The 21441-nt window shown below is 59.6% G+C and carries 18 protein-coding genes; 11 read left to right on the top strand and 7 right to left on the bottom strand.

Features of this window, described 5'->3' with window-relative positions; genetic code table 11:
• Window positions 1–16 precede the first annotated feature (16 nt).
• The 4 genes from S7A_RS11015 (at window position 17) to S7A_RS11000 (ending at window position 4991) form a co-directional block, all read left to right on the top strand.
• On the top strand, window positions 17–1084 hold the full coding sequence (locus tag S7A_RS11015; RefSeq protein WP_009090581.1) for an ABC transporter permease: 1068 nt from the start codon (window positions 17–19) through the stop codon (window positions 1082–1084).
• An 11-nt stretch (window positions 1085–1095) separates the two neighbouring features.
• Window positions 1096–1893: a glucose 1-dehydrogenase gene (locus tag S7A_RS11010; protein WP_009090580.1), complete on the top strand. Its 798-nt coding sequence runs from the start codon at window positions 1096–1098 to the stop codon at window positions 1891–1893.
• Window positions 1894–2063: 170 nt separating this feature from the next.
• The gene (locus tag S7A_RS11005) at window positions 2064–3491 is read left to right on the top strand and encodes a YchO/YchP family invasin (RefSeq protein ID WP_009090579.1); all 1428 of its coding nucleotides are present in this window, start codon (window positions 2064–2066) and stop codon (window positions 3489–3491) included.
• Between the two features lie 177 nt (window positions 3492–3668).
• On the top strand, window positions 3669–4991 hold the full coding sequence (locus S7A_RS11000; RefSeq protein WP_141629815.1) for a PAS domain-containing methyl-accepting chemotaxis protein: 1323 nt from the start codon (window positions 3669–3671) through the stop codon (window positions 4989–4991).
• Between the two features lie 90 nt (window positions 4992–5081).
• Here the strand turns inward: S7A_RS11000 and S7A_RS10995 are convergent, their stop codons facing one another.
• From S7A_RS10995 to S7A_RS10985, 3 genes are all read right to left on the bottom strand, one after another.
• Complete coding sequence (locus S7A_RS10995) at window positions 5082–5282, bottom strand: hypothetical protein (RefSeq protein WP_009090577.1); 201 nt, start codon at window positions 5280–5282, stop codon at window positions 5082–5084.
• A 102-nt stretch (window positions 5283–5384) separates the two neighbouring features.
• Entirely contained in the window at window positions 5385–5867 is a 483-nt protein-coding gene (locus tag S7A_RS10990) for a MarR family winged helix-turn-helix transcriptional regulator (RefSeq protein ID WP_009090576.1), read from the bottom strand.
• 321 nt (window positions 5868–6188) lie between these two features.
• On the bottom strand, window positions 6189–7733 hold the full coding sequence (locus tag S7A_RS10985; RefSeq protein ID WP_009090575.1) for a methyl-accepting chemotaxis protein: 1545 nt from the start codon (window positions 7731–7733) through the stop codon (window positions 6189–6191).
• Between the two features lie 407 nt (window positions 7734–8140).
• On the opposite strand from S7A_RS10985, the gene S7A_RS10980 reads away from it, so the two are divergent.
• A complete protein-coding gene (locus S7A_RS10980; RefSeq protein WP_009090574.1) occupies window positions 8141–9712 on the top strand; it encodes a bifunctional diguanylate cyclase/phosphodiesterase in 1572 nt (523 codons plus the stop codon).
• A gap of 38 nt (window positions 9713–9750) precedes the next feature.
• Here the strand turns inward: S7A_RS10980 and S7A_RS10975 are convergent, their stop codons facing one another.
• Entirely contained in the window at window positions 9751–10824 is a 1074-nt protein-coding gene (locus tag S7A_RS10975; RefSeq protein ID WP_009090573.1) for a porin, read from the bottom strand.
• 909 nt (window positions 10825–11733) lie between these two features.
• Between S7A_RS10975 and S7A_RS10970 the strand changes: the two genes are divergently transcribed.
• The 6 genes from S7A_RS10970 (at window position 11734) to spy (ending at window position 18621) form a co-directional block, all read left to right on the top strand.
• Entirely contained in the window at window positions 11734–12954 is a 1221-nt protein-coding gene (locus tag S7A_RS10970; RefSeq protein WP_009090572.1) for an aspartate aminotransferase family protein, read from the top strand.
• A complete protein-coding gene (gene astA, locus S7A_RS10965; RefSeq protein WP_009090571.1) occupies window positions 12951–13982 on the top strand; it encodes an arginine N-succinyltransferase in 1032 nt (343 codons plus the stop codon). Before S7A_RS10970 ends, astA begins: the two co-directional genes overlap by 4 nt.
• A complete protein-coding gene (gene astD / locus S7A_RS10960; RefSeq protein ID WP_009090570.1) occupies window positions 13979–15448 on the top strand; it encodes a succinylglutamate-semialdehyde dehydrogenase in 1470 nt (489 codons plus the stop codon). Before astA ends, astD begins: the two co-directional genes overlap by 4 nt.
• Complete coding sequence (gene astB / locus S7A_RS10955; protein WP_009090569.1) at window positions 15445–16773, top strand: N-succinylarginine dihydrolase; 1329 nt, start codon at window positions 15445–15447, stop codon at window positions 16771–16773. The genes astD and astB overlap by 4 nt, the downstream gene beginning before the upstream one ends.
• Before the next feature lie 50 nt (window positions 16774–16823).
• Window positions 16824–17819 carry a succinylglutamate desuccinylase gene (astE, locus tag S7A_RS10950; protein WP_009090568.1) on the top strand — a complete coding sequence of 332 codons (996 nt, stop codon included), beginning with the start codon at window positions 16824–16826 and terminating at the stop codon, window positions 17817–17819.
• Between the two features lie 307 nt (window positions 17820–18126).
• Entirely contained in the window at window positions 18127–18621 is a 495-nt protein-coding gene (spy, locus tag S7A_RS10945; RefSeq protein ID WP_009090567.1) for an ATP-independent periplasmic protein-refolding chaperone Spy, read from the top strand.
• Between the two features lie 73 nt (window positions 18622–18694).
• On the opposite strand, the gene cho is transcribed toward spy, so the two are convergent.
• The 3 genes from cho to nadE all read right to left on the bottom strand — a co-directional run bounded on the left by cho (window position 18695) and on the right by nadE (window position 21392).
• On the bottom strand, window positions 18695–19555 hold the full coding sequence (gene cho / locus S7A_RS10940) for an excinuclease Cho (RefSeq protein WP_009090566.1): 861 nt from the start codon (window positions 19553–19555) through the stop codon (window positions 18695–18697).
• 67 nt (window positions 19556–19622) lie between these two features.
• The gene (gene yddG / locus S7A_RS10935; RefSeq protein WP_009090564.1) at window positions 19623–20507 is read right to left on the bottom strand and encodes an aromatic amino acid DMT transporter YddG; all 885 of its coding nucleotides are present in this window, start codon (window positions 20505–20507) and stop codon (window positions 19623–19625) included.
• Between the two features lie 60 nt (window positions 20508–20567).
• Window positions 20568–21392 (bottom strand): ammonia-dependent NAD(+) synthetase, encoded by an 825-nt coding sequence (gene nadE / locus S7A_RS10930; protein ID WP_009090562.1) that lies wholly within the window; start codon window positions 21390–21392, stop codon window positions 20568–20570.
• Window positions 21393–21441 lie beyond the last annotated feature (49 nt).

The following is a 21441-nucleotide window of genomic DNA, read 5'->3' as shown; positions in this document are numbered from 1 at the left end:
CGGGCCGGAGAATCTGATGAACCAAAAATATCTGCTCTACATGTACCTGCTCAAAGCGCGCACCTTCATTGCGCTGCTGATCGTGGTCTGCTTTTTCAGCGTGATGGTACCGAACTTTCTCACCCCCTCTAATCTGCTGATCATGACGCAGCACGTGGCGATCACCGGGCTGCTGGCGATAGGGATGACGCTGGTGATCCTGACCGGCGGCATAGACCTCTCGGTGGGCGCGGTGGCCGGGATCTGCGGGATGGTGGCGGGCGCGCTGCTGACCAATGGCATTCCGCTATGGGGCGGCAACACGCTGTTCCTGAACGTGCCCGAAGTGATTCTGGTGGTGGCCCTCTTTGGCATCCTGGCCGGACTGATTAACGGCACGGTGATCACCCGGCTGGGCGTGGCGCCCTTTATCTGCACCCTGGGCATGATGTATGTGGCGCGGGGCGCGGCGCTGCTGTTTAACGATGGCGGCACCTACGCCAATCTGGTCGGGCTGCCCGCCCTGGGCAACACCGGCTTTGCCGTGCTGGGGTCCGGCACCCTGCTGGGCGTCTATCTGCCTATCTGGCTGATGCTCGGCTTTTTACTGCTGGGACTCTACCTGACGCGCAAAACGCCGCTGGGGCGCTATATCTATGCCACGGGCGGCAACGAGTCCGCCGCACGGCTGGCAGGGGTGCCGATCATCAAAGTTAAAATCTTTGTCTACGCCTTTTCCGGCCTCTGCGCCGGGCTGGTGGGGCTGGTGGTGGCGTCTCAGCTGCAGACCGCGCACCCGATGACCGGCAACATGTTTGAAATGGACGCCATCGGGGCCACCGTACTGGGCGGCACCGCGCTGGCGGGGGGACGCGGGCGCGTCTCCGGCTCGATTATTGGCGCTTTCGTTATCGTCTTCCTGGCGGATGGCATGGTGATGATGGGCGTCAGCGATTTCTGGCAGATGGTGATTAAAGGGCTGGTGATTGTCACGGCCGTGGTGATTGATCAGTTCCAGCAGCGTCTGCAAAGCAAAGTGGTGCTGCTGCGTCGCCATGAAAAAAAGCCGCAGCCGGCACCCCTCACTGATGTGCGTCACACGTAACAGGAGCAATGATGAACGGAAAACAGCAGGGAAAAACTGTCGTGATCACCGGTGCCTGCCGGGGGATTGGAGCCGGTATCGCCGCGCGGTTCGCCCGCGACGGGGCGCGGTTGGTGATGGTATCCAATGCGGACCGGGTGTTTGCCACCGCCGACCAGCTGCGGCAGCAGTATGGCAGTGAGATTCTGGCGCTGCAGGCTGACGTGACCGATGAAGCCGCGGTGCAGCAGCTCTATCAGCAGGCCGCCGAACGCTTTGGTCAGATTGATGTGTCGATCCAGAATGCGGGAGTCATCACCATTGACCGGTTCGATACGCTGCCAAAAAGCGACTTTGAGCGGATTCTGGCGGTCAATACCACTGGCGTCTGGCTCTGCTGTCGTGAAGCGGCAAAATATATGGTGACGCAGCGCAGCGGCAGCCTGATCAACACCTCGTCGGGGCAGGGACGGCAGGGCTTTATCTACACGCCGCACTATGCCGCCAGCAAAATGGGGGTGATTGGCATCACGCAGAGCCTGGCGCTGGAGCTGGCCCCGTGGAACATCACGGTCAACGCCTTTTGTCCCGGTATCATTGAGAGTGAGATGTGGGATTATAACGATCGGGTCTGGGGAGCGATCCTCAGCAGCGAAAAGAAAACCTACGGCAAAGGTGAGCTGATGGCGGAGTGGATCAACAACATTCCGCTGAAGCGCGCCGGACAGCCGGAGGATGTGGCCGGACTGGTGGCCTTTCTGGCCTCCGAGGATGCGCGCTACATCACCGGTCAGACCATTAATGTGGATGGGGGTCTGATCTTCTCCTGACAGCGTCGGACGCGGCTGGCCTGCCGCGCAGGCAGGCTTTTTCAGCCAGACTTTTCTGTTATATGCACATTTTGCCGCTGCTGTCCTGCATCGCCGTCACAATATGTTAAGGTAATGATTGATAATTTGGCTTTTGTTGCAGCAACGAATCAATCAATTTACCAGGTGACATGATACGGAAAACGGGTTTTCTCGCCTTAATCACGCTGTCGCTCTCCGCGATACCTGCCGCGCACGCGTTTCAGACCGACACCGCCGTGTCAGAGACGCCATTCGACGATCCTGCGCGCTACAGCGACGCCCTGCCGACCCTCGGCAGTGTCAGCGATCAGGATGAGGCGTGGAGCAAAAAGCTGGCGGCCGTTGCCAAAAGTATCGGCGAGGCGAGCAAAAACGACAGCAACGTCACGTTTGGCCAGCAGGCGGGCATCTGGGCGTTCAATCATCTGCGGGATGAGGTGGCCGAACGGGTAGAGAGCGAAGGGCAGTCGCTGCTGTCGCCTTACGGCACTGCACAGCTCGATCTGAAAGTGGACATGGAGGGTAACTTCACCGGCACCGGCGGCGATCTCTTCAGCGCCCTGGCCGATGAAAACAGCCTGCTCACCTTCAGCCAGCTTGGCCTGCACGAAACTGACGATGGGCTGGTCGGCAACGCCGGACTGGGCCAGCGCTGGGAGGCGGGTAACTGGCTGCTGGGTTACAACGGCTTTGTCGACCGCACCTTCAGCAGCGGCCTGCAGCGCGCCTCGGTCGGCACAGAGGCGTGGAGCGATTCGCTGCGCCTCTCCGCCAACTACTATCAGCCTCTCTCCGGCTGGAAAAACCTGAGCGATTCCCGGCAGCAGCGGATGGCGCGCGGCTATGACATCACCAGCCAGAGCTATCTGCCGTTCTACCGGCAGCTCGGCGTCTCCGTGAGCTATCAGCGCTATCTGGGGGAGAATGTCGATCTGTTTAACAGCGGCAACCGCTATCACAACCCTTCCGCCATGTCGTTTGGTCTCTCCTACACGCCGGTGCCACTGGTGACGCTCTCCGCCACCCACAAAACCAGCAGCGCCGGCGAGAGCCAGGATCAGCTGGGTCTGAAGCTTAACTACCGTTTCGGCGTGGCGCTGCGCCGCCAGCTCGATGCCGATAACGTCGCTGAAGCGCACTCGCTGCGCGGCAGCCGCTACGATACGGTGACCCGCAGTGAGACGCCGGTGCTCGCCTTCCGTCAGCGTAAAACCCTGTCGGTCTTTCTGGCGACCCCGCCCTGGCAGCTAAGCAGTGGCGAGAGTCTGCCGCTGAAGCTGCAGGTGCGCGCCAGTTATGCTATCCGGGCGGTGAGCTGGCAGGGCGATACGCAGGCACTGAGCCTGACACCGCCTGCCAACAATGCCGATCCGCAGGGCTGGAGTGTGATCCTGCCACAGTGGGACCCGTCACCCGATGCCAGCAACGAATATCGCCTGTCGGTAACGCTGGAGGACAGCAAACAGCAGCGCGTCACCTCGAACTGGATCACCCTGAAGATTGCGCCACCGATGCCGATGGATGACGTGTCGCAGAACGATCGCTTCGATCTGATGGCTCCCGGCGCGGCGCTGTAATCACCTCCGCGGCCTCTGCGGCGGCGTTGTCCCGCCCGCGCTGCCTGAGCCGGGCGGGGGCTGAAAAGCAGTAACATCATGTTGCAATCATCAGCCGCAACTATCGCAGCAATGGATAAGGCGTGACGGGAAAATGCCGATAACTACAGCAGTTCCCACTCCTTTTCGGATTTGCTGATGCGCCTGAATGTACTGAAAACTCTGCTTCCTTCCTTTATTCGTCAGCGTGGCCTGCACGCTGCCGCGTCGTTCACGTCGCTGGGCGGCGCCATGGCCGTGATTGAGTTCACCCCGGCTGGCATTATCCGCCGGGCCAGTCCGCTGTTTCTGGCGACGATGGGATACCGGGCGGAGGAGATCGTGGGTCAGCATCACCGCATGTTTTGTCCGCCTGCGCTGGTGAACTCGGCTGAATATCAGCGTTTCTGGCAGCGCCTCGCGGCAGGCGAGAGCTTCAGCGACAAATATCTGCGGCTGGCTAACGGCATGCGCCCGGTCTGGCTGGAGGCCAGCTATATTCCGGTGACCGATCGACGCGGCCGGGTGTTCAAAATCATCAAGATCGCCGCCGATATCTCAGAGAGGATGCAGTCGTCGCTGGAGAAAGAATCTATCATAAACGCGATCAGCCGCTCGATGGCGATGATCGCTTTCAGCCCTGACGGGATTGTGCTGGAGGCAAACGACAACTTTCTCCAGGCCACCGGCTATCAGGCTGCGGAGGTGGTGGGACAGCACCACCGGCTTTTCTGTTCAGCAGAACTTTCAGGGAGCGAGGAGTACCGTCAGTTCTGGGCGCGGCTGAATCAGGGTGAATTCTTTTCGGGGCAGTTTCCCCGGCTCAACCGGCGGGGCGAACCGCTCTGGCTCAGGGCGACCTACAATCCGGTCTTCAACAGCGACGGGCAGCTCGACAAAATTGTGAAGTTCGCCACCGATGTGACGGAGCAGGTACTGCGTAATCAGCAGGAATATGACGCGGCGCTGAACGCCTGGAATATGGCGGTTCAGACGCGAGGCAGTGCGCAGGCCGGGGCCAATGTGATTGAAAACAGCATTCAGAAGATCAGCCAGATCGCTCAGGAGATGGGCGTTGTGTCGGCCGATGTCTCGCGCCTCAACAGTCAGTCTGCCAGCATCGATGGCATGGTAGAAACTATCCGGCGTTTTGCTATGCAGACCCGACTGATCGCCCTCAATGCCGCCATTGAGGCGGCGCGGGCAGGCACGTCGGGCCGCAGTTTTGCCGTCGTCGCGGCCGAGGTGCGCACCCTGGCCGCCAGCGTCAGCAGCGCGACCGAGGAGATCGAACGGGTTGTGGCGGGCAATAACGAACTGGCGCGAGAGGTGCTGCGTGGCATCGAAACATCGCTGGCGAGTACCGGTCAGGGAGTGAGCCTGATGCGTGAGGCGGGCGAGGTTATCGCCAGCATTCAGAAAGATTCGGAGCGGGTTGAAAGCGCCGTGCGTGAGGTTGCCCGGGCGGCACACGGCGAGTAGTCGCGCATAAAAGGCGGGCTGAACAGTCCGCCGCAACAGCGGCCCGGCATAGCCTGCATCCCGTCAGCCTGTCGTCCGGCAGCGCGTCTGTCAGCGCACGATGGCCATCACCACCCGTAATGCATGGGTATAGATATCTCTCTGGCCGTTGACGGAGCGCGCCTCCTGCTGCCGGAGAAACGCCAGGATCTCCTCCGCGCCCGCAGGCTGGCCAGACCTCAGCAGGCTGGCGACCGCCTGGCCGACCACGGCATGCACCTCATCCATGTCGACCGGTTTATTCGTGCTCAAAGGCGACTCCCGCGCAACAGTGTTGCTCAATATTTTCTGAAAGCGGTCTGCTGAGGCGATGCCGCAGGCCCGGGCTGGCCGCCGCCCTGATGTGTGCGGCCATTATGGCAACGCCTTCACTAATTTGTCCCGCAGCGTAGCGACCTGGGCTGTCAGATCGACAAGCTCATGGCAGGCTGTGTCCATCACCGAAATCATATCTGCCGGCACGCCCGCCGCCGTCACTTTAAGCTGGTGGCCCTGCTCGGTCAGGGAGACCCATACCCGGCGCTCATCCTGGCCGGTATCACGCTGGCGGCAGATCACGCCCGCACTCTCCAGCCGCTTAAGAAGCTGACTGAGCGTGCCGGAGTCGAGCCGGACGCGCGCCCCGATTTCGGAAACGGTCAGGCGATCTTTTTCCCACAGCACCAGCAGCACCAGATACTGCGGATAGGTCAGCCCCAGCGGCTTCAGCCGTGACTGATACAGTTTTGTCATCGCGAGGGAGGCGGAGTAGAGCGCAAAGCAGAGAAACTGATCGATCGTTTCCGGTGCTGCGCCAGGCGGCGGCGTTTCACAGATCCCCGTGGTTTCATCGTTCATATGTTTACTCATTCTGAGTCGGGGACGGGGGGCGGCATCCTGATGCGTCTCCGCTGTAAGGGCACCGCAGTTGCTCCGGGTTGGCAACCCTGGCGGCCACCTCGCTTTACGCTGTCAGGCACCCGCTCTGTCGGGGGCCGTTGCGGCGGGAAGAAACCGGTTCCGTTGCCCCCGGATGGAAAGGCAAACCAGTATTGAGTCAAATTAAATTGAAGTCAACCCAACCGGCAGCCACGCCGGGTGCACAACGTGCTGAAGCGGCTGCGCGTTCAGCACGTCTCCACCCGCCACGTTCGGCGCGGCGTGGTCTGCCGGAGAGCGTTAAACCGTGAAGGTCTCGACCATGCCGCGCAGATCGCGTGCCTGGGCCAGCAGTGACTGTGAGGCTGACGAGGACTCCTCCACCAGCGCGGCGTTGTTCTGGGTAACCCCATCCATCTGACTTACCGCAACGCTGACCTGAGAGATACCCTGCATCTGCTCGCTGGAGGAGAGTGAGAGGTTGTCCATCGCATCGGCCAGTTCACCGACGCGGCTGACAATCTTCAGAATACGTTCACCCGTTCCCGCCGCGACGCTCACACCGCCTTCGACCTGCGTCACGGCCTGCTCAATCAGCTGTTTGATGTCACGGGCTGCTGTGGCGCTGCGCTGGGCCAGTGAACGGACCTCACCGGCAACGACCGCAAATCCGCGACCCTCTTCACCGGCGCGCGCCGCTTCCACGGCGGCGTTGAGCGCCAGAATATTGGTCTGGAAGGCGATCCCTTCAATCACCGCGGTGATATCCCGGACCCGGACCGCACTCAGCGAAATCTCCTGCATGGTCTGCGCCAGACGATGCACATCCGCTTCGCCGTCATGGGCCAGCATGGCCGCCTCACGCGCAGAACCCGCTGTCTGCTGTGCGCCTGCGGCATTACTTTTCACCGTGGCGGTCAGCTGCTCCATACTGGCTGCGGTTTCCTGCAGGGCCGCGGCCTGCTCTTCGGTGCGTGAAGAGAGCTCCGTGTTACCCTGGGAAATCTCATCGGCCGCCAGCGCAACCGACGCCGAGGCGTCTTTAATCTGCGTGACCATGCCGCGCAGGTGTGTCTGCATGCTGTTCAGTGAGGCGAGCAGGCTTGTCGTGTCACCCGTCCGCAGCGTGACCGGCGAGGTGAGATCACCATCCGCGATCGCTGCCGCCAGCGTCTGCGCCTGGATCGGTTCACCGCCCAGCTGGCGCATCAGCATCCGCACAATGAATGTGCAGGTGGCGACCGCCGCCAGCAGAGAGATGACCGTCAGGATCATCAGTATGCGGGTGGTGCGACCAATGCTGTTGCCATTCTCCACGACGGTCTCCTGGCTGCTGCGCATCTCAAGCTCGGTCAGATCGTTTATCGCCTTCAGCAGGCTTTGCTGTGCCGGTCGCGCGACGTTTAACAGATAATCTGTGACCTCCTGCTGACGGTTTTCCAGCCCCAGTTTCCCCGCCGTCATCAGCGTGGAGAGGGCTGCACCCTCGCTGGACTCAATCCGCTCCATCGCTTCCCGCCCGGCCTGCCCGGCGTCCGTCTGCATCATGCGTGCCAGCGCTTCGCGGTTGCTGATGTAAAGCGCCCGCTGTTTCTGCAGGCGTTCCCACTCAGGCTGCATCGCCTTCGGATCGGTCAGCAGGGCAAGGTTGCGCACGGCAATCGCCATATCACGGACGCCGCCCCGCATATCGAGCACCGTCTGATACTTTTTCAGCCGCACATTCACCACCTCGTTCATGCCATCGCGGGCACTGTCCAGGGCGTGAATCGCTGTGCCAGCACAGATAACTAACAGCAAAATCAGTAAACCAAAACCTGCACTCAGACGCGTTGAGATTTTCATGTGTTTTTCCGGAAGGGGTCATTAGTTAAAACGGTATCGGCCGTCAGCGGCAATTCTGGAGGGTTGCTATTAACTAAATTGAGCACTATTTATTACCGTGCTATTCAGTGACTTGCCGGGAAGAAACCCCGCAGGGGGATTAATTTATCCGGTCGGACCTGTTAAAACGCCCGCCGCTGCCGATAGATCCCTGACTGGTATGAGTGATCAGTTCTGCCCCTGCCGGTCAGGAGCGATCCTCTGCCTCACTGTCACACAGCCAGTGAGAACGCCTGATTGGTACCAGGCAGAACAAAAGGGGTCATTATTGTCAGCCACGCGCAGACCGTGTTTAACCATCACGCCCCGGTTTTTTACAGAAAAATTAAAACAACACTCTGACACCTTTCATCACCAGGAATTAACGCATGCGCCTGAAACTTTTCTGGCTCGCAATGCTGAATATTGCGACCATCTTTTTACTTTCCACATTGTGGGAATATGGGCTTGAGGCGCACCTCGCTCATCTGCTCGGCCTGAGCTATAACCTGGATTTTGAAACCAGCGAACGCTTACGGTTCATCCTGACATCGACCGCTTTCGCCGGGCTGGCGATGGTGATTCCGGCGCTGCTGATTGCGGGTCTGATCCGCAAAATGCTGCTGGCCGAAAAAAATGCGCTCAGGCTGGCCGGAACCGATGCGCTGACCGGCGTACTCAATCGCCGATCGTTCAATGCGCATATCGCCGCGCTGGATGCCTGTGGGATGCCCTATACCCTGACGCTGCTTAATATCGATGATTTCAAAACTATCAACGATCTCAACGGCCATCGTCAGGGGGACACTATCCTGGTGGCGCTCGCGTCGATGCTGACCGCGTCGGCTGGCACGGAAAGTCAGGTGTTTCGCATCGGTGGCGATGAGTTTGCCCTGGTCATGGCGGCGTCTCAGGCGGAGCAGGCGCTGGTGGAGGCCGGCAGGATCTGTGAGCATGCCTCAGCCATCCGCACCGGGCCGCATACCGTTATGCACCTCTCTGCCGGTATTGCCAGTTCTGACTGTCCGGGACAGGAGGATGTGGTGCGGGCCGCCGATCTGGCGCTCTGTGAGGCGAAGCGCAATAAAGAGGCCTGCCTGGCGCGTTTCACGCCGGATATGGCGTTGCGCTTCCTGCAGCGGGAGAAGCTGGAGCATGAGGTCGCCGCCGCCGTCAGCGGGCATGCCATCGTGCCTTTCCTGCAGCCGCTGGTTTCGCTGCGCACCGGCAACATCACCGGGTTTGAGATCCTGGCGCGCTGGATCACCGCCTCCGGTCAGACGGTGGCACCCGCTCAGTTTCTGCCCGTGGTGGAGCGGCTCGGGCTGATGGACAGCCTGACCGTGGCGCTGCTGCAGGATGCCGTCAGCGCCACGCGGGCATGGCCTGCCGGGCTCGGTCTGTCGCTGAATATCACCCCGGAGCAGCTGCTGAGACCTGCGCTGACCAACTGCCTCTCCGCCATTATGCAGCAGGCCGGGCCGGTGATGCTGGAGCTCGAAATCACTGAACAGAACGTGATGGCGATCTCCGACGATGCCCGTCAGGCGATCAGACGCCTCAGGGAGGAGGGGATTGGGGTCGTGCTGGATGATTTTGGCACCGGCTACTCCAACCTGTCGGTGCTGCTGGGGCTGGGGATTACCAAAATCAAAATCGATCAGTCGTTTATTGCCGGGATCGTCACCGGGTCGGAGCAGCGCAAGGTGGTGGAAACCCTGCTGACGCTCTGTCAGGAGCTGAACGTCATTATTACCGCAGAAGGTATTGAGGATGTCTCAACGCTGAGATGGCTGAGAAAGCGCGGTTGTGACTACGGTCAGGGCTATCTCTTCAGTCGTCCGATACCGGCTGAGCAGGCTACACTGCTGCTGGCGTCGGCGGATGCAGAGGGATTCATTCAGGAAGCCGCCGTCTCCGTTATTGAGCCAGACCCGGAAACTCAGCTGGCTCAGCGATAAAAAACGGGCCCGGCAGCGTGTGCCGGGCCGCACGGGCATCAGAACTGATAGATCAGACCCACGGCCGTAATATCATCCGTGGCCAGTTTAAGCGGGTTGTTGTCTTTCAACAGGTTGATGCGGTATTCGCCATAGACCGACATATTCTTGTTGAAGTAGTAGGTCGCACCCACCGCGGTGTATTTGACAATGTCGGCGTCGCCGATATTCTCAATCTCTTTACCTTTCGATGAGACGTAACCCACAGACGGACGGAAACCATTCAGGAACTGATACTGAGCAACGGCTTCAAAGTTCTGCGCCTTGTTTGCGAAACCGTTGGTGATCGGCGTGGCGTTCAGGGTTTCACCATACATCGCGGCCAGATAAACCTGGTTCGCATCATATTTCACTGAGGTCGCCCAGTGCTGCGCTTTTTCGCCTTCACCGCGCGGGGCGGCGTTCTGCGCCGTTGTGCGATCCAGGCTGGCAAAGGCCCCGGCGAAGCTCAGGCCGAAATCGAAGTCATAAGAGGCAGAGAGGGCAAAGCCATCGCCGTTAGAACGACGTACGCCGTCGGTGTTAGTGCTGCGATCGTTTTTACCCTGATACTGCGCGGCAACGTTTAACCCCTGAACCAGGCCAAAGAAATCGCTGTTACGCCAGGTCAGCACGCCGGTTGAGCGGCCAGAGAGGAAGGCGTCGGTGTAGCCGGAATCGCCGCCAAAGAAGGGCAGCATATCGGTGTAACTCAGCGCGTCATACACCAGGCCGTAGTTACGTCCATAATCCAGCGCACCGGCTTCGCCAAACTTCAGGCCAGCGTAACCCAGACGGGTACGGTTGCCGCTCTGCGCATCGCTGCCTTCTGAGTTGTGCAGGCTGTACTGATACTGCCAGAAACCGTAGCCGGTCAGCTGATCGGTAATCTTTGTTTCGCCTTTAAAACCCAGGCGGGAATAAGAGGAGGTATCACCGTTGTTCTTATCGTCGTCAGAAAAGAGGTGCGACACGTTAATCTTGCCGACCAGATCCAGCTTATTTCCATCCTTGTTATAAATTTCTGCGGCCTGCACTGAAGAGAGACCGAGCAGTAACGGCATGACAGCCGCCAGTAAAGTGCGCTTCATCATTTATTCATTACCCTGTATTCATTAATTATTATGCCCCCGTTGCGGGGAGAAAAGAAAATGACACAAAAAGTTAAAATCACAAAGCGCAATAAAAGTAACAAAATGTGATATGCATATTCAGTAAAGGAAAATGCGTGTCTGAAAGACGATTAAATTCTGGGGTAATAAGTATTTCTTCTGGTGAGTTTTACCGGATTTAATAAAAAAGTGATGATTATCAGTGTTTAATTTGTGGTTATTGCTTTTCTGTCCCCGGCATTTTGTACGTTTTTAAATCATCATTCCCGCTGATTAAATTATGGATAAGACAATAAAGCAAATAAGCGATAAGGGTTTTATTCTAACCATTAGCCTGCGTAGTAATATCTGTTCATCTTTATTTCAAAGGTTATTCCGCTGCCAATCATCACGCCGGGAATAATGCAGAAGAAATCGTTTTCATTTTATTTATCCGCATAAAAAATAATCAGGCCAGACGTCGATCTGCCCGCTTAAATGAAAAGATTCTGTTAAATCCTGGCATGTCGGCATCCTCTTTCGCTGAATATTCTGCGCCTCATCCTGCACCGTTGCGAGGCAGGCTGCGCTAAAACAGGGCACTCTTCGGGCCTTTTGTGGAGTGATTGTTTATCAGCGATCACAAAAGCGATATTTCATCCCGCGATTGCATAATTCCGCTATTTAAAACCCGGCTCTGCCGCTGTAATCAGACAATTATTCACTATATATGCAAAAAAAGTGAATAGCAGCGGCGTGTAACTTATTGATATTGCGTCAGGGTGACGATTTTATGCAGTTAATTCTCTGGCTGGCACGTTAACTGCACTCTACAGTAGGGCTGCATTACAACATCCCTTAACAATTTTAAAACAATAGCTTTACCCGACCGGGAAAGCAGGAGAATGGGTTATGGCACTGCACGTTTCACGTCACGATTTCGATCAATGGATGATGCCGGTTTATGCACCCGCGACATTTGTCCCGGTTCGCGCGGAGGGCTCAACCGTCTGGGATCAGAATGGCAAAGACTACGTCGACTTCGCCGGTGGCATCGCCGTGAATGCGTTAGGGCATGCGCATCCGGCATTACAACAGGCGTTGCAGGAGCAGGCCGCCCGTTTATGGCATACCGGCAATGGCTACACCAATGAGCCGATCCTGCGACTGGCGAAGCAGTTAATTGATGCCACCTTTGCTGACCGGGTCTTTTTCTGTAACTCCGGTGCGGAGGCCAACGAAGCGGCGCTGAAGCTGGCGCGCAAAGTGGCCCACGATCGGGTCGGCCCGCAGAAAAGTGGCATTGTGGCATTTAAGAATGCGTTTCATGGCCGCACGCTGTTTACCGTCACCGCCGGGGGACAGCCCGCTTACTCTCAGGATTTTGCCCCGCTGCCACCTGCCATCCAGCATGCCCCGTTTAACGACCTGGCGGCCGCGGCGGAACTGATCAATGACCAGACCTGCGCGGTGATTGTGGAACCCATCCAGGGGGAGGGCGGCGTGCTGCCTGCCGATCCGGCGTTCCTGCGCGGACTGCGTGAACTTTGCGACAGGCATCAGGCCGTGCTGATTTTTGATGAAGTGCAGAGCGGCGTGGGCCGCACCGGTTCGCTTTATGCCTATATGCACTACGGCGTCACACCCGATGTCCTGACCAGCGCCAAAGCGCTCGGCGGTGGCTTCCCGATTGGGGCGATGCTGACGCGCGACGATCTGGCGAGCGTGATGGGTGTCGGCACACACGGCACCACGTATGGCGGTAATCCGCTGGCGGGCGCGGTGGCCGGTAAAGTGATGGAACTGGTCAATCAGCCGGACTTTATGACGGGAGTGACAGAGCGTCACCAGTGGATCGTCTCGGCTCTGGCGGAGATCAACCAGCGTCTGCAGCTGTTTAAAGAGGTGCGCGGCCTGGGCCTGCTGATAGGTGCGGTGCTGAGCGATGCGTATGCCGGCAAAGCCAAAGCGATTAACCTGGCTGCCGCTGAGATGGGCGTCATGGTGCTGATTGCGGGCGCGAACGTGGTGCGTTTTGCCCCGGCCCTGAACATCAGCGAGCAGGAGGTGAAGCTGGGTATGGCACGCTTTGCCGAGGCCTGTGAAAGCCTGGTACGAGGGTCCGCATCATGATGGTAATCCGTCCGGTTGAACGCGATGATTTAAGCCAGCTGATGACGCTGGCAGGCAAAACCGGCGGCGGGCTGACCTCGCTGCCGGTCGATAGCGCCACGCTTCAGGCGCGAATCGATCGATCGCTGCAAACCTGGCAGGATACGCTGCCGCGCGCTGAGCAGGGCTACGTCTTTGTGCTGGCCGACAGTGAAGATAATCGTGCGGTGGGCATCTGCGCCATTGAAGTGGCGGTGGGCCTGCAGGACCCCTGGTATAACTTCCGCGTCGGCACCCAGGTGCACGCGTCGAAAGAGCTGAACGTCTACGCCGCGCTGCCGACCCTGTCGCTGAGTAACGACCACACCGGCAGCAGCGAGCTATGCACCCTGTTTCTCGACCCTGAGTATCGTGACGGCAAAAATGGCTATCTGCTCTCCAAATCACGCTTCCTGTTTATGGCTAACTTCCGTGACCGTTTTATGGAGCGGGTAGTCGCGGAGATGCGGGGCGTCAGCGATGAGCAGGGCCACTCACCCTTCTGGGAGAGCGTCGGCAGCCGCTTCTTCTCAATGGACTTCAGCAAAGCGGACTTCCTCAGCGGCACCGGCCAGAAAGCCTTTATTGCCGAACTGATGCCGAAACATCCGCTCTACATCGACTATCTGACCCCGGAGGCGCAGGCGGTCATCGGCCAGGTTCACCCGCAGACGGCACCTGCCCGGGCCGTACTGGAAGCGGAGGGCTTCCGCTACCTCAACTATATCGACATCTTTGATGGCGGCCCGACACTGGAGTGCGACATTGACCGCATCCGCGCCATTCGCAAAAGCCGGCTGCGCGGCGCAGAGCGGGGTGAAAATCCGGCGGATGCACCGCTCTGCCTGGTCGCCAATAACCATTACCGCCAGTTCCGTGTGGCGCTGATCCCGGCAGATGCCGACGGTGACAGCATAAAACTGACGGACGAACAGATGCGGGCGCTCCACTGCCAGCCGGGCGACAGCCTGCGGGTGGTGACGCTCTGCAAAGAGGAGAAAACAGCATGACGCACCTGATTAAGGGAGAGTGGCAGAGCGGTGAGGCAGAGCACCTGACGAAAGCGGACCCGGTGAGAGGGGAACCGCTCTGGCAGGGGCAGGCGGCTTCGGCAGAGCAGGTCGCCGCCGCCTGCGAGGCGGCGCGCGCCGCGTTTCCGGGCTGGGCAACCCGCCCGCTGGCGGAGCGCCAGGCGATCATCGAAAAATTTGCGGCCGGTCTGGACGCGCAAAAAGCGGAACTGGCCGACACCATTGCGCGTGAAACCGGGAAACCGCGCTGGGAAGCGCTGACCGAAGTGGCGGCGATGATCAATAAAATCGGCTTTTCAGTGAAGGCTTACCATAGCCGCACCGGTGAACAGCAGCAGGGCGAAAGTTCCCTGCGCCATCGTCCCCACGGCGTGCTGGCGGTGTTCGGCCCCTATAACTTCCCCGGTCATCTGCCAAACGGCCACATCGTGCCGGCGCTGCTGGCAGGAAACTGCGTGGTCTTCAAACCCAGTGAGCTGACGCCGCTGACCGCCGAAAAAACCGTGCAGATCTGGCTGGCGGCAGGCCTGCCTGCCGGTGTGCTGGCGCTGCTGCAGGGCGGACGTGAAACGGGCCAGGCGCTGGCCAGTTGCAGCCAGATCGACGGCCTGCTGTTTACCGGCAGCGCCCATACCGGCTATCAGCTGCATCGCCAGTTTGCCGGTCAGCCTGAAAAGATGCTGGCGCTGGAGATGGGCGGCAACAATGCTCTGATTGTCGAGGATCCGGCGGACCTGGATGCGGCGGTCAACATCACGCTGCAATCCGCCTTTATTACGGCGGGACAGCGCTGCACCTGCGCCCGTCGCCTGCTGGTGAAGCGCGGAGCGGCGGGAGAGGCGTTTCTGCAGCGGCTGGTGGAGGTCGCAGGCCGGCTGCAGCCAGCAGCCTGGGATGCCGAACCGCCCCCTTTTATGGGCAGCGTGATTTCAACCGGCGCGGCAGAGAAGATCATGACGGAGTGGCAGCGGCGGGTGGAGGCGGGCGGCGAGGTGCTGCTGGCGATGCGCTGGCCGGATCGCCACAGCGCGATCCTGACCCCCGGCATCATTGACATCACCGGCGTGCAGGGCATTCCGGATGAGGAGGTTTTTGGCCCGCTGCTTAATGTGATCCGTTACGACACCTTTGACGAGGCGATAGCACTGGCGAACCAGACCCGCTACGGCCTGTCGTGTGGCCTGATCTCCCCCCTGCGCGCGCAGTTTGATCAGCTGCTGCTGGAGGCGCGAGCCGGCATCGTCAACTGGAACAAACCGCTCACCGGTGCCGCCAGTACCGCGCCGTTTGGCGGCATTGGGGCCTCGGGTAACCATCGGGCCAGCGCCTGGTACGCGGCAGACTACTGCGCCTGGCCGATGGCCTCGCTGGAGTCGCCGGATCTGACGCTGCCTGCCACGCTCTCACCTGGCCTGGATTTCTCACCCCCGGAGACGTTGCTATGAAGGCCACCGAAGCGAACTTTGACGGCCTGGTGGGGTTGACCCACCACTATGCCGGGCTCTCATTTGGTAATGAAGCCTCAACCCGCAATCAGCTGCAGCCCTCGAACCCCCGTCTGGCCGCAAAGCAGGGGCTGCTGAAGATGAAGGCGCTGGCCGATATGGGGTTTGTGCAGGGGGTGATCCCCCCGCATGAGCGTCCTAATATCGCGGCGCTGCGTCAGCTTGGCTTCGGTGGCAGTGACGAGCAGGTACTGGCGTCGGCCGGGAAAACCGCGCCGGGCTTACTCTCTGCGGCCAGTTCCGCCTCGGCGATGTGGGTCGCCAATGCGGCCACCGTCTCGCCGTCAGCCGACAGCGGTGATGGCCGGGTTCACCTGACGGTGGCCAACCTGAACAATAAATTTCACCGCGCGATGGAAGCCCCGGAAACCGCCGGACTGCTGCGCGCCATCTTCCGCGACAGAGACCATTTTGCGGTGCACGATGCGCTGCCTCAGGTGGCGATGTTCGGCGATGAAGGGGCCGCAAATCACAACCGCCTGGGGGGCGACTATGGCGAGCGGGGCGTACAGCTGTTTGTCTATGGCCGCGACAGCAGCCATGAGGGGAAAGCCCCGCAGCGCTATCCGGCGCGCCAGACGCGCGAGGCCAGTGAAGCGGTCGCCCGTCTGCATCAGCTCTCACCTGAACACCTGCTGTTTGCGCAGCAGAATCCGGCGGTTATCGACCAGGGGGTTTTTCATAACGATGTAATCGCGGTGAGTAACCAGCAGATGCTCTTCTGCCATCAGCAGGCATTTGTCGATCAGCCTGCACTGCTGGCGCAGCTTCGGGCACGCGTGCCCGGATTTGTGGCGCTTGAAGTGCCGGACAATCGGGTGTCGGTTAAAGATGCGGTCGACACCTATCTGTTTAACAGCCAGCTGCTGAGCCGTCCCGACGGCACCATGATGCTGGTGCTGCCGGAAGAGTCGCGTCAGCATCCGGACGTCTGGCGTTACCTGTGCGAGCAGGTGGAGGGGGATGGGCCGCTGAAAGATCTGAAGGTGTTTGATCTGCGTGAAAGCATGTACAACGGCGGTGGGCCAGCCTGCCTGCGTTTGCGGGTGGTGCTGACGCCTCAGGAGCAGCAGGCCGTCAATCCCGCCGTGCTGATTAACGATCGGCTGTTCGCCGCCCTGAACAGCTGGGTTGACCGGCACTACCGCGATCGGCTGACCCAGGCCGACCTGGTGGATCCGCAGCTGCTGCGGGAGGGTCGTGACGCGCTGGATGAACTGACGAAGCTGCTAGACTTAGGAAATGTGTATGCATTTCAGCAGTGAAGGCGATGGCAGCACGGGCTGCCATCTGCCTGAGGCGTAAAGGAGGAACGATGCAGGACTTTTTGCAGCAGACGCTGTCCGGTGAGGCACCGCGAAAGCGCAGGGGTGAAACGGCGCATCTTCGCTGGCAGTGGTTGTATCACGGCATCCTGCTGATGGAGCCGGTTGTGCCCGTTAAGCAGGCGCTGGTGCTCTCCGCCGGGATCCACGGCAATGAAACGGCCCCGGTGGAAATCATGAATCAGCTGGTTAATGCGCTGCTTCGCGGCGAAAAGCCGCTACAGCAGCGGATGCTGGTGATTCTGGGCAATCCCTCTGCGCTGCGCACCGGCAAACGCTATGTCCGTTATGATATTAACCGGCTGTTTGGCGGACGCTGGCAGCAGGTGGACGATGGCGATGAGGCGCGCCGCGTGCTGCGGCTGGAGCAGGCGCTGGAGAACTTCTGGCTGCTGGGCGAATGCGATGAGACGCGCTGGCATCTCGATATGCACACGGCGATTCGCGGCTCATACCATCCGCAGTTCGGCGTCATGCCGCAAAACGATCGTCCCTGGCCTCCCGCGTTTCTCGACTGGCTGGCGGCTGCCGGTCTGGAGGCGCTGGTCTTTCATCGCGCGCCGGGCGGAACCTTTACCCATTTCAGCTGTGAACATTTCGGTGCGGCCAGCTGCACCCTGGAGCTGGGGAAGGCGCTGCCGTTTGGCGAAAACGACCTGAGCCAGTTCAGTGCGGCACAGCAGGCGCTGGCGGCGCTGCTGTTTGGTGACCCCATGCCCGCCACCCGCGTGAAGCCGCGCCACTATCGGGTTGCGCAGCAGATCACCCGGCTGAGTGAGCACTTCAGGCTGCATATGACGCCGGAGACGCTGAACTTTACCGCCTTTCCTCAGGGCACGCTGCTGGCCGAGGATGGGGATACCCGCTACTACGTGCAGCAGGCACGGGAATATGTGCTTTTCCCGAATCCCGGCGTTGCTGCCGGACTGCGTGCCGGCCTGATGCTGATTGAAGAGGGCGAACAGACCCAGGCGCTGCCTCTCTGACGGGGGCAGCTGACGGGTTACAGCAATCCGCGCTAAAAATCGGCAGGAAAGCGGGAGATCCTCTTCCGCTTTCCTGCCGAAACCCTTACACTCCTCCACGATTTCTGCGAAATTCGCTGTAAATTCATAAAGTTTTTCAATTCCTCACGCCTTTCTTCTCATTCTCTTCATGATTGCCGGATTTTTGTCTTTTATGCTTTCACGGCTTTACTCAGGCTCTGAGTAGTTGACGTTCAGCGTCGTATTCTTGTTTCCGAAGACGCGACAGAGTGCTGTCGTCATTATCATGAATCATAAGGACACTATTATGCGCAAACTGACTTCCCTGTTACTGGCTTCTTCGCTGGCGTTTGGTGCAGCCAGCGCCGTCCATGCCGCCGCGGATTCCCTGACGCCTCCGCCAGCCGGCAGCGAAAAAGCGATGCATAAGCCGCCAATGCGCCACGGCATGGAGATGATGTTCCATGGTCTGAATCTGACCGACGCGCAGAAAACCCAGATGCGCGACATCATGAAAGAGAGCCACAAAGATATGCAGCGTCCGTCACAGGATGATCGCCGTGCGATGCACGACATCATCGCGGCTGACAGCTTCGATAAGAGCAAAGCCGAAGCGCAGGCAGAGAAGATGTCTGCTAACGGTAAAGAGCATGCGCTGAAGATGCTGGAAACCCAGAACAAGCTCTATAACGTGCTGACGCCGGCGCAGAAGAAACAGTACAACGCCAACTTTGAGCAGCGCCTGACCGAAAAAGGCCCGCGCGAAGGCAACATGGCGCCACCGGCACCACCGGCTGAATAATCTGAGCTAAGCGGTACTTCTGAGACCGCCGGTGCTGTCCACTGCAGGTAAGTGGACAGCACCGGCGGTTTTTTTATAGTGGCAGGATAGGGTAGTCACCCGAGAGGATAGGACGGCAGAGGATTTTGTAGCCGTCGTGATCGAATCCCCCTTTGGGCCGCTGCAGTTTTTTTGCCTCTTCCATGCTGCTGACCGACCCCAGATAGAACCAGTGGTCGATGACGTGGATCTGCGTCATCTGTTTGCCTTCTTCCACCAGCCCCACGGCACCCTGCCACGGCCAGCAGAAGACCCGCACGTTCTCCAGCGCTTCCAGCAGCCGATCCTGGTGATCGCTGACCGGCTCTTTACCGCAGCAGGCCCCGGCGCAGCGGCGCAGTGCCGAACGGAAGCAGCCCCGCTGCGGACTCAGGGCTTCCAGACCCAGCAAACCGTGACAGAGCTGATACTCATCGGCGAGTTGCTTGAGCCGTTCCAGCGCAGCAAACCGGCTGCGATAAAGCCCGAAGAGATTAGGTGACTGGCTGAAATCGAGATCCTTTGCGTAGACCACTTCGGGTTTGCCGTGGGTGATCTGCAATGAACAGAGCTGCCGGTTTTTGCGCAGGCGTTTATTAAACAGCGGCTGCTGGGTTTTGATCATCTGTGCTTCCAGCAGCAGCGCGCCGAGATCGCCCGCGGTGGGGATCCAGCTGACGCGTCGCGACTGACGCAGCATCTTCGCCTCGTCAGGGGTGCGAAAATGGGACATCACCCGCGAGCGCAGATTCACGCTTTTGCCGATATAGAGCGGCAGCGACTCACTCTCGCCGTGGAAGGTGTAGACGCCAGGGTGATTCGGCAGGCCTTCCAGCCACTCACGCAGGTGTTCGGGATATTGATATAGCGCATTCGCGTCGGGTTCGAGGCGATGCGAGGCAGCACGTCTGACCAAAGTGGACTCCATTTACTGGTTGTCCATACAGCATAACAAACCGGTGAAATGATCGCCAGCCGTCTGATCAGCGCGGCCGTGTCGCCAGCCAGCAGATGAGGGAGCCCAGGGTGATCATCGCCACGCCCTGCCAGAAGGCGAGCGGTGGCGTCAGGCCGAGCCACAGCGATCCCAGCAGGGCCGACAGCACTGGCGTAAAGTAGGAGGCCGTCGCCAGCAGCGTCAGGTTTCCCTGCTGAATGCCGTGATTCCAGGCGGAGTAGGCGATGGCGGTGGAGAGTCCGACAAACAGGACTTCCAGCAGCGGCAGCGGCGCGAAGGTCAGCGGCGTCGGGCTGACGGCAAATTTCAGCCACAGCGCCAGCGCGGTCAGGATAAAAAAGAGCGTGACGCCGTTGGCACCGCGCGCATAGCGACGGGTGACATTGTTATAAAGCGCCCAGGTCAGGGCGGCCAGAAAGGCAAGAGCATAGGCGACGGGATTGCGCAGCATGTTCTGCCACAGCAGCGCCGGCGCGCCACTGCCGCTGCCTTTCATCACCCAGACGATACCCAGCAGCGACAGCAGCAGGCCGGGCCACAGCCAGACGCGGAAACGCTGCTGATTAAACGGGATCGCCAGCACGATCGTCAGGCAGGGCCAGAGATAGTTGATCATCCCCAGCTCCAGCGACTGACGGCGATCGCTCGCCAGTCCGATAGCCAGCGCCAGCGCCATCTCATAGCCGACAAAGAGCGCGCCGCCGATCCAGAGATAGATCGCAGGCATCGCCCCTGGCCTGGGCAGACCCCGGGTCAGGCAGAGCAGACAGGCGGTGGTGGTGTAGATCAGCGCCGCGCCGCCGGTGGCACCAAAGGCCTCGCTGACACTGCGCAGCAGGCCGACAGTGGTGCTCCAGAGCAGAATGGCGATAAGCCCGATCAGGGTGGCGCGTGAAACGGTGGCAGGCATGGAGCGATCAACAGCGTGAGTGAAAGGAGCCTCCCTTGCCCGTGCAAAGGAGGCGCAGGATTACTTCCAGAAATCGTCGAAAACCGTGATCGGCGGACGACGTTTGTGCTCGGTTTTGAGATACCAGCCTTCAATAATTTTCGCGCTGTCAGGATGGATACTTTTTCCTTCCAGATAGTCATCAATCATCTCGTAGGTGACACCCAGCGCCACTTCATCCTGCAGGCCCGGACGGTCATCTTCCAGGTCGGCGGTCGGCTTCTTCAGATAGAGGTGCTCCGGACAGCCAAGATGTTTCAGCAGCTGCTTGCCCTGACGCTTGTTAAGGCGGAACAGCGGGTTAATGTCGGTGCCGCCGTCGCCATATTTGGTGAAGAACCCGGTCACCGCTTCCGCGGCGTGATCGGTACCGACAACCACGCCTTTGGTCATGCCGGCGATGCTGTACTGCGCCTTCATACGCTCACGCGCTTTTTCATTGCCGCGGATAAAATCGGACAGGGTAATCCCGGCCTCTTTCAGCGCGCGCTCGCTGGCCAGGACCGACTCTTTGATGTTAACCACCAGTGAGCGGTCAGGCTGAATAAAGGCCAGCGCGTCCTGGCAATCCTGCTCATCCGCCTGCACCCCATAGGGAAGACGCACGGCAATAAAGGTGTAGTCGTTATCGCCGGTCTCTTCACGCAGCTCCGTAATGGCCCGCTGCGACAGCGCGCCCGCCAGGGTAGAGTCCTGGCCGCCGCTGATCCCCAGCACCAGCGTTTTCAGCCCGCTGTGGCGTTTCAGGTAGGCTTTGAGAAAATCGATGCTGACCCGCACTTCCTGGTCGGCGTCGATAGTGGGCTTCACACCCAGGGCTTCAATAATTTCCTGCTGCAGTGACATGAACTTCTCCTCAGGTCAGTGGCCTGTCGGCTCGATGCGAACGTGTTAT

Origin of the sequence: Pantoea sp. Sc1 (genome assembly GCF_000255315.1) — a bacterium.
Lineage (GTDB): Bacteria > Pseudomonadota > Gammaproteobacteria > Enterobacterales > Enterobacteriaceae > Pantoea > Pantoea anthophila.
Note: the sequence above shows the minus strand (reverse complement) of the source record. Positions and strands in the feature narration are given on the sequence as shown.

Excerpts from the sequence above, each read along its gene's own strand:
- astB (WP_009090569.1), top strand. The coding sequence starts at position 15,445 with ATGAAGGCCACCGAAGCGAACTTTGACGGCCTGGTGGGGTTGACCCAC.
- astD (WP_009090570.1), top strand. The coding sequence starts at position 13,979 with ATGACGCACCTGATTAAGGGAGAGTGGCAGAGCGGTGAGGCAGAGCAC.
- S7A_RS11010 (WP_009090580.1), top strand. The coding sequence starts at position 1,096 with ATGAACGGAAAACAGCAGGGAAAAACTGTCGTGATCACCGGTGCCTGC.
- S7A_RS11000 (WP_141629815.1), top strand. The coding sequence starts at position 3,669 with ATGCGCCTGAATGTACTGAAAACTCTGCTTCCTTCCTTTATTCGTCAG.
- S7A_RS11015 (WP_009090581.1), top strand. The coding sequence starts at position 17 with ATGAACCAAAAATATCTGCTCTACATGTACCTGCTCAAAGCGCGCACC.
- yddG (WP_009090564.1), bottom strand. The coding sequence starts at position 20,507 with ATGCCTGCCACCGTTTCACGCGCCACCCTGATCGGGCTTATCGCCATT.
- spy (WP_009090567.1), top strand. The coding sequence starts at position 18,127 with ATGCGCAAACTGACTTCCCTGTTACTGGCTTCTTCGCTGGCGTTTGGT.
- nadE (WP_009090562.1), bottom strand. The coding sequence starts at position 21,392 with ATGTCACTGCAGCAGGAAATTATTGAAGCCCTGGGTGTGAAGCCCACT.
- S7A_RS10970 (WP_009090572.1), top strand. The coding sequence starts at position 11,734 with ATGGCACTGCACGTTTCACGTCACGATTTCGATCAATGGATGATGCCG.
- S7A_RS11005 (WP_009090579.1), top strand. The coding sequence starts at position 2,064 with ATGATACGGAAAACGGGTTTTCTCGCCTTAATCACGCTGTCGCTCTCC.
- S7A_RS10975 (WP_009090573.1), bottom strand. The coding sequence starts at position 10,824 with ATGATGAAGCGCACTTTACTGGCGGCTGTCATGCCGTTACTGCTCGGT.
- astA (WP_009090571.1), top strand. The coding sequence starts at position 12,951 with ATGATGGTAATCCGTCCGGTTGAACGCGATGATTTAAGCCAGCTGATG.
- S7A_RS10980 (WP_009090574.1), top strand. The coding sequence starts at position 8,141 with ATGCGCCTGAAACTTTTCTGGCTCGCAATGCTGAATATTGCGACCATC.
- S7A_RS10985 (WP_009090575.1), bottom strand. The coding sequence starts at position 7,733 with ATGAAAATCTCAACGCGTCTGAGTGCAGGTTTTGGTTTACTGATTTTG.
- S7A_RS10990 (WP_009090576.1), bottom strand. The coding sequence starts at position 5,867 with ATGAACGATGAAACCACGGGGATCTGTGAAACGCCGCCGCCTGGCGCA.
- astE (WP_009090568.1), top strand. The coding sequence starts at position 16,824 with ATGCAGGACTTTTTGCAGCAGACGCTGTCCGGTGAGGCACCGCGAAAG.